Raw genomic sequence first — 5,436 nt, forward strand, 5'->3', positions numbered from 1 at the left:
CGGCGGCGTGGTGTTCACCGCGTCGATGCTCGATCTGGCCGGTACCCCGGGCCGCGTCGTCGCGATCGAGCCGCACCTGCGCGACGAGGTCCGCCAGCGCCTGCAATCGCACCGGCTCGCCCATCGCATGGTGCTGATCGAAGGCGAATCGTGCGCGGCCGACACGCTCGCATCGGTGCGCGCGCAGATCGACGACGACGCACGCGTGATGGCGATCCTCGATCTCACGCATACGCACGCGCACGTGCTGCGCGAGCTCGAATGCTATGCGCCGTTCGTGACGCCCGGCAGCTACGCGATCGTGATGGACACCATCATGGAGTACCTGCCCGAATCGATGTTCGACGGCAAGCCGTACGGCCGCGGCAACAATCCTGCCACGGCCGCCCGTGAATTTCTCGCCCGCGACGACCGCTTCGAAATCGACCACGACATCGAGGACCGCGTGCTCATGACGCTGTCGCCAGGCGGCTTCCTGAAGCGAGTGCGCTGATCAGGCGCGCGGCTTGCGCGGAGCCATCGCACGCGGCATAGCTGTCGCGAATCCGTGCCGCCTGCTCGCGCAACGGTCCGGCGCGTAACAGGCGTTCGAGCGCATCCGTAATGTCCGTAACGCCGGCCTGCTGCAGATCGAGCACGCAACCCGCGCCGGCCCGCTCGACGAAATGCGCCGAATGGAACTGGTCGTTGCAGAACGGCGACAGCAGCATCGGCACGCCGCACGCGAGCGACTCCATCAACGAATTCGCGCCGCCGTGGCTGACGAACGCGTGCGTGCGCCGCAGCAACGCCAGTTGCGGCGCGTAACGCACCGCGAGCACGCGTTCGTCGCCGGTCGGCAGCAGATCCGAATCGACCAGTTCGCCCACCGACAGCACCAATTGCGCCGGGGTCGCGCGCGTCGCGTCGATCACCTTCGCGAACACCTCCGGGTGGTAGTAAAGCTGGCTGCCGAGCGACATGTAGACGAGCGGGCGATCCGCGTCGACGCGTTCCCACGGGAACGCCGTCTCGTCACCGCGCGGGCCCGACGGCATCGCCGGGCCGACCAGTTCGACACCGGGCGGCGGCGCGCCCACCAGCGCGTCGGTCGTGAACGCGAGCGTCAGGTGCGGCGACAGCACGTCGCAACCGCGAAAGCGCGCGTCGAGGCCGTAGCGCGCGAACAGCCGCGTACGTTCCGGTTCGAGCCAGCGCACCGTGCGCAGCAGTTCCGAATCGAGATCGTCCGGCAGCACCGGATTCAGCGAATTGGACATCGAAACCCACGGCAGCCCTTCCAGCTCGGCCGCGATCGCCGCGGCATAGAGCAGCGGGTCGATCACGACCACGTCGGGCCGCCAGTCGCGCAGCACTGCTCGGATGCCGTCCACCTGCGCGGGCGCGAGGTCGATCAGCAACGTGCGGATCCAGTGCCGCAGCCAGTCGGCGTCGCGAATGTTCGCGGCGAAACTCGCGCCGCGCGACAGGTCGTGGCGCTCGGGCGTCTCGCGCGGCCCGACGAACGCGAAGTCGCCGGCGCCGTCGAGCTGTTCGCTGATGTCGGCCGGCGCATAGAACGCGACGTCGCAGCCGGCGGCGCGCAGATGCTGGGCCGGGCCGATGCACGGATTGACGTGGCCCTTCTCGGGCACCACGCAGAACAGGATGCGTTTCATGAACGGCTCAGGTTGGGCGATGCGCGGCATCGGAATGAAGGCGATCGAGATGGTCGAGAAGCAGCGTCAGCGTCGTCCACAGCACGCGTTCGGTATCCGCCTGCAGCGTCGGCGCAGCGAGGCCGAGCGCGTCGGCCAGTGCATGCGTGCGGTCGCGATCGAGCAGCGTCGCGAGATCCATCGCCGGCGCGAGCCGGCCGCGCTTGGGGCCGTGCACGAGACGCTCCGGCAGGTTCAGGCGCGCACCGAGCTCGCGCAGGCACTGCTTGTTCGGGTCGGGCGCGAGGCTGGTCAGATGCGCGACGACGGCCGCATCCACGAACGGCGGATGCAGCTCGACCGACGCCTCGTCGAACAACGCGTGGCACAGCGGCAGATAGTTGGCCGATACGTCGCGGCGCAATACCTGATCCGCGCCGTCGCCGGTAATCGCCACTTCGACGCCGTCCGCCGCCATCGCGTCGGCCAGCAGCAGCTTCGCGACCGGATGCAGGTTGAACATCGGTTCCTCGACCGCGTACGTCGTTCTCGGCAGCGACGCGATGAAATCGGCCTCGTTTGCGCGCACGATCTTCACGTTCGCCTGCATCTGCGTGGCAAGTTCGAGCGCCGCGTCGAGTTCGCAGTAGTCGGGCATGTCGGTCGCGAGAATGTAGGCGGTCACGTGCCGCAATGCGCCGAGCTCGCGCAACAACGCAAGCAGCAGCGCCGAATCGAGCCCACCGCTCAGCGCCAGCGCGACGCGCTTGCCGCTGTCGAGCGCACGTTTCAGCGACACGCGCAGTACGGTGTCGAGATCGGCTTGCTGCGGCCGCTCGGGCGCCGGTTGCGCCGTCAGTCCTTGCGGCGACCGGCTCAGTGCGTGGCCGGGCGGCACCGCGAGCACGTCGCGCAGCACGGTGCGCCCGACCAGACGCTCGCCGCTCAGATAGCCCGCGATGGCGGCCGTGTCCGGCGCGCCGGCCGGTTGCCCCGACGCCCGCAATACCGCGCGGATACCGGACGCCGACACGCCGCTGCGCGGATGGTAGTGCAGACGATCGAAACCGAACGGGTCGCGCGTACCGACGATCATGGATAACGAGCCTTCAAGGTGTCCACTTCAATGCGTTTGAGGATGCGATGGGGCGCCACCGGCGCGCTGCCGCCCTGGCAATGCAGGCACGCTTCGAGCGGCGTCTCGCGTTGCAGATAGGCGAGCATCGCGTCGAGCATGCCCGCGTCGTCGCGCAGCGGCAGGCCGTCGGCCTGAAAATCCTTGTCGCCCTTGTACAGCGTATGGAAATGCGCGGGACGCGTGCACGTGTAGAACATGCCGTCGCGAATCATATGGCAGCGCTCGCGAATCCAGCAATCGTGATACAGGCGCCGGGCTTCGTCGCGATCCGTGCCGGGCTGGGCGCGGTTCATCGTCGTGAACACGTCCTGCACCTTCCAGTTCAGACGCACGTCGAAGCGCGCCGCCTGGCGCTCGACATGCGCGACCAGGTCGGCGGAAAGCGCCGGCTTCGGATAGCGCGAGATCGTCAGCGCATCCACCGCTTGCCAGAACGCGTCGGGCATCTCGGCGAGTTTCAGGCCGTTCGTCGTGACCGAGATCACGGGCGCGATGCCGGTCGCGCGTACGCGCTCGATCATTTCAACGAGCGCCGGATGCAGCAACGGCTCGCCGCCGACCAGCTTGAACATGCGCGGGCGCAACACTTTCGCGGCCTTGCGCAGATCGGCTTCGATCGATTCGGGGCTCGCATGCCACTCGGGCAACAGCGGTGACAGCGAGCAGCATTCCGCGCAGGTCAGATTGCAGTGATCGACGATATGCGCTTCCAGCGAGCGCGTCTGGATACGCCCGTCCTCGACGCGGTAATCGCGATCCAGCGGCGGCGGAAACACGTGCTGCCGCTCGCCGGGCGGCGGCGGATTCGGGATCTCGTTCGGATTCGCACTCACATCAACTTCCTGTTTCCATGCAGCGGGAAAAGAAATCTACTAGACGGTCACGCGCGTTCACCATCGCCGACGCCATCGTCACCGCACCGTTCAGATGCGATGCGAAGCGCGATGGATCGTCGAGCCAGCCCTGCACGATCCAGAGCTTGAGCGCGTGTTGCAAGCAGGCGGCATCGACCGCCCACGCGATGTACGCCGGATTCACGGGCCGCACCCGCTGGTACGCATGCACGAACGCTTGCGCGAGGTGCGGTGCTTCCAGCGGCAAATGATTCAGGCAGCGCACTAGCTCGTATTCGCGCGGTGCGCCGATCGACGCTTCCCAGTCGAGGATCAGCGGCGGCAGCGTACCCGTGAACAGATAGTTGAACTGGTTGTAGTCGTTGTGGATCGGGTGCTGCGGATCGTCGGCGGGAAACGCATCGATGCTGCCCGGATAGTAGCGGTCGAGCATACGCAGCGCGAGATCGACGTAGCGGCGCAGATTCGCGGCACCGGTGACGTTCGCATCCGCTCGATTGAGTGCACCCAGCAGGCTGCGGCGTACCGCGTCCGCATCGATCGACGTCAGCCGCGCGCGGATCGTATCGACCGACGGCAAATGCAATTGTTCGAGGCTCAGGTGCAACGCGGCCAGACTCGCGCCGAGCGCATCCCATTCGGTTGGCGAGAACCTATCGTAGGTTTTGAATTGCCCGGCTTCCCAGCGCGTCAGCATCGCGTGAGAATTTTGTCCTGACCACAGCGATGCGCCGGATCGCGTGCGCTTCAGCGTCTGCACATGGACGCGCGTATCGCCGTGCGTTTTCAGATGCGCGAGGACGGCGGTTTCCTTGACTGCGCGCGCACGGTGTTCGAGTGCATAGAGTTTGACCGCCACGCCCGCGCCGCTGCTGGTCGGCAGATGCCACACCCGTTCGCTCACTTGCGTCGGCAGCCCGCCACAACCGAGCTCGTAGGCGTCGCGAATCTCGTCGAAGGTGACGGCGAGCGAATTCATTCAGATGTGCTCGGCCGGCCCGTGCCGATACGGATGACCAGTCAGGAACGTGTTGTGTCCGACGTAGCGCAGCTTGTACATCGCCGGTCGGAACAACACCGACGGATCGTTGTTCGCGATGCCGAGCAGCGGGTACAGATCGCGTCGCACGAAGAACGCATTGTTGCCCATGTCGTCGCAGCAAACGAGCTCATAGCCCTTCTGCCTGGCAAGATGCACGAGCGATTCGAGGCTCGCGCCGTAATAAGTCGAGCCGTCCCATTCGTGGTCCGGATTGAAGCACATGACCCAGCGCTCGGGCGGCGTGTAGTACGGGTTGTATTCGATCACGACGATGCGCGGCTGGAACGCTTGCAGGCCGCGCCATACCCAGTAATCGTTACCGTCGATGTCGATCGACAGCAGGTCGAAGTCGGTCGGTACGTTCGCGTCGACGAGCAGTGGGTCGACCGTGTCGGGCTGGACGCGATCGTGGTGCAGGCGGACACGCGCCACGCCAGCGTAGTGCGCGGCGAGCTTGCCGAACCGGTATGCGCTGCCTTCCACCAGTACGCCGGCCCAATCCTGTTCGCGCAGCAGCCGTGCCGTATTGCTGTTGCGCAGGCCGTCGCTCGCGCCGATATCGACGCAGAAGCGGTTGGTCGGCGCGATCCGCTCCATCAGGCGCGACAGGATGCCCTCCTCGGTGCCCTGCGCGTACAGGCTGGGCGCAAGGCCGGACAGGTCGAGCGGGAGAGGATGATCCTGCATCGAAGGCAGCTCCGGGGCGAAATGGGGAATGATGGGGGTGTTCGGTCGGTAATTTACCTGAAGTCGATTGAGCAGAGG

General features: G+C 66.3%; 6 protein-coding genes. 1 reads left to right on the forward strand and 5 read right to left on the reverse strand.

The genetic code is table 11. From position 1 onward, the window contains the following. Positions 1-493 (forward strand): CmcI family methyltransferase (locus JMF90_RS22260; RefSeq protein ID WP_201325437.1); only part of this gene is annotated, 493 nt, incomplete at its 5' end. On the opposite strand, the gene JMF90_RS22265 is transcribed toward JMF90_RS22260, so the two are convergent. The 5 genes from JMF90_RS22265 to JMF90_RS22285 are packed head-to-tail and all read right to left on the reverse strand — an operon-like array spanning position 450 to position 5,358. Then, positions 450-1,658 (reverse strand): glycosyltransferase, encoded by a 1,209-nt coding sequence (locus tag JMF90_RS22265; protein ID WP_125380635.1) that lies wholly within the window; start codon positions 1,656-1,658, stop codon positions 450-452. The two genes, JMF90_RS22260 and JMF90_RS22265, sit on opposite strands and share 44 nt — an antisense overlap. 7 nt (positions 1,659-1,665) lie before the next feature. Continuing rightward, positions 1,666-2,733, reverse strand: a complete 1,068-nt coding sequence (locus JMF90_RS22270) for an asparagine synthase-related protein (RefSeq protein WP_125380634.1) — start codon at positions 2,731-2,733, stop codon at positions 1,666-1,668. After that, the gene (locus JMF90_RS22275) at positions 2,730-3,608 is read right to left on the reverse strand and encodes a radical SAM protein (protein WP_125380633.1); all 879 of its coding nucleotides are present in this window, start codon (positions 3,606-3,608) and stop codon (positions 2,730-2,732) included. Before JMF90_RS22275 ends, JMF90_RS22270 begins: the two co-directional genes overlap by 4 nt. Before the next feature lies 1 nt (position 3,609). Then, complete coding sequence (locus tag JMF90_RS22280) at positions 3,610-4,608, reverse strand: phosphotransferase enzyme family protein (RefSeq protein WP_125380632.1); 999 nt, start codon at positions 4,606-4,608, stop codon at positions 3,610-3,612. Further along, positions 4,609-5,358 carry an FkbM family methyltransferase gene (locus JMF90_RS22285; RefSeq protein ID WP_077179839.1) on the reverse strand — a complete coding sequence of 250 codons (750 nt, stop codon included), beginning with the start codon at positions 5,356-5,358 and terminating at the stop codon, positions 4,609-4,611. Positions 5,359-5,436: the final 78 nt, after the last annotated feature.

Origin of the sequence: Burkholderia sp. E168m23 (assembly GCF_016586125.1) — a bacterium.
Lineage (GTDB): Bacteria > Pseudomonadota > Gammaproteobacteria > Burkholderiales > Burkholderiaceae > Burkholderia > Burkholderia orbicola.

What these genes read in the sequence shown, in the direction of transcription:
- JMF90_RS22280 (WP_125380632.1), bottom strand. Translation starts at nt 4,608, where the DNA reads ATGAATTCGCTCGCCGTCACCTTCGACGAGATTCGCGACGCCTACGAG.
- JMF90_RS22285 (WP_077179839.1), bottom strand. Translation starts at nt 5,358, where the DNA reads ATGCAGGATCATCCTCTCCCGCTCGACCTGTCCGGCCTTGCGCCCAGC.
- JMF90_RS22270 (WP_125380634.1), bottom strand. Translation starts at nt 2,733, where the DNA reads ATGATCGTCGGTACGCGCGACCCGTTCGGTTTCGATCGTCTGCACTAC.
- JMF90_RS22265 (WP_125380635.1), bottom strand. Translation starts at nt 1,658, where the DNA reads ATGAAACGCATCCTGTTCTGCGTGGTGCCCGAGAAGGGCCACGTCAAT.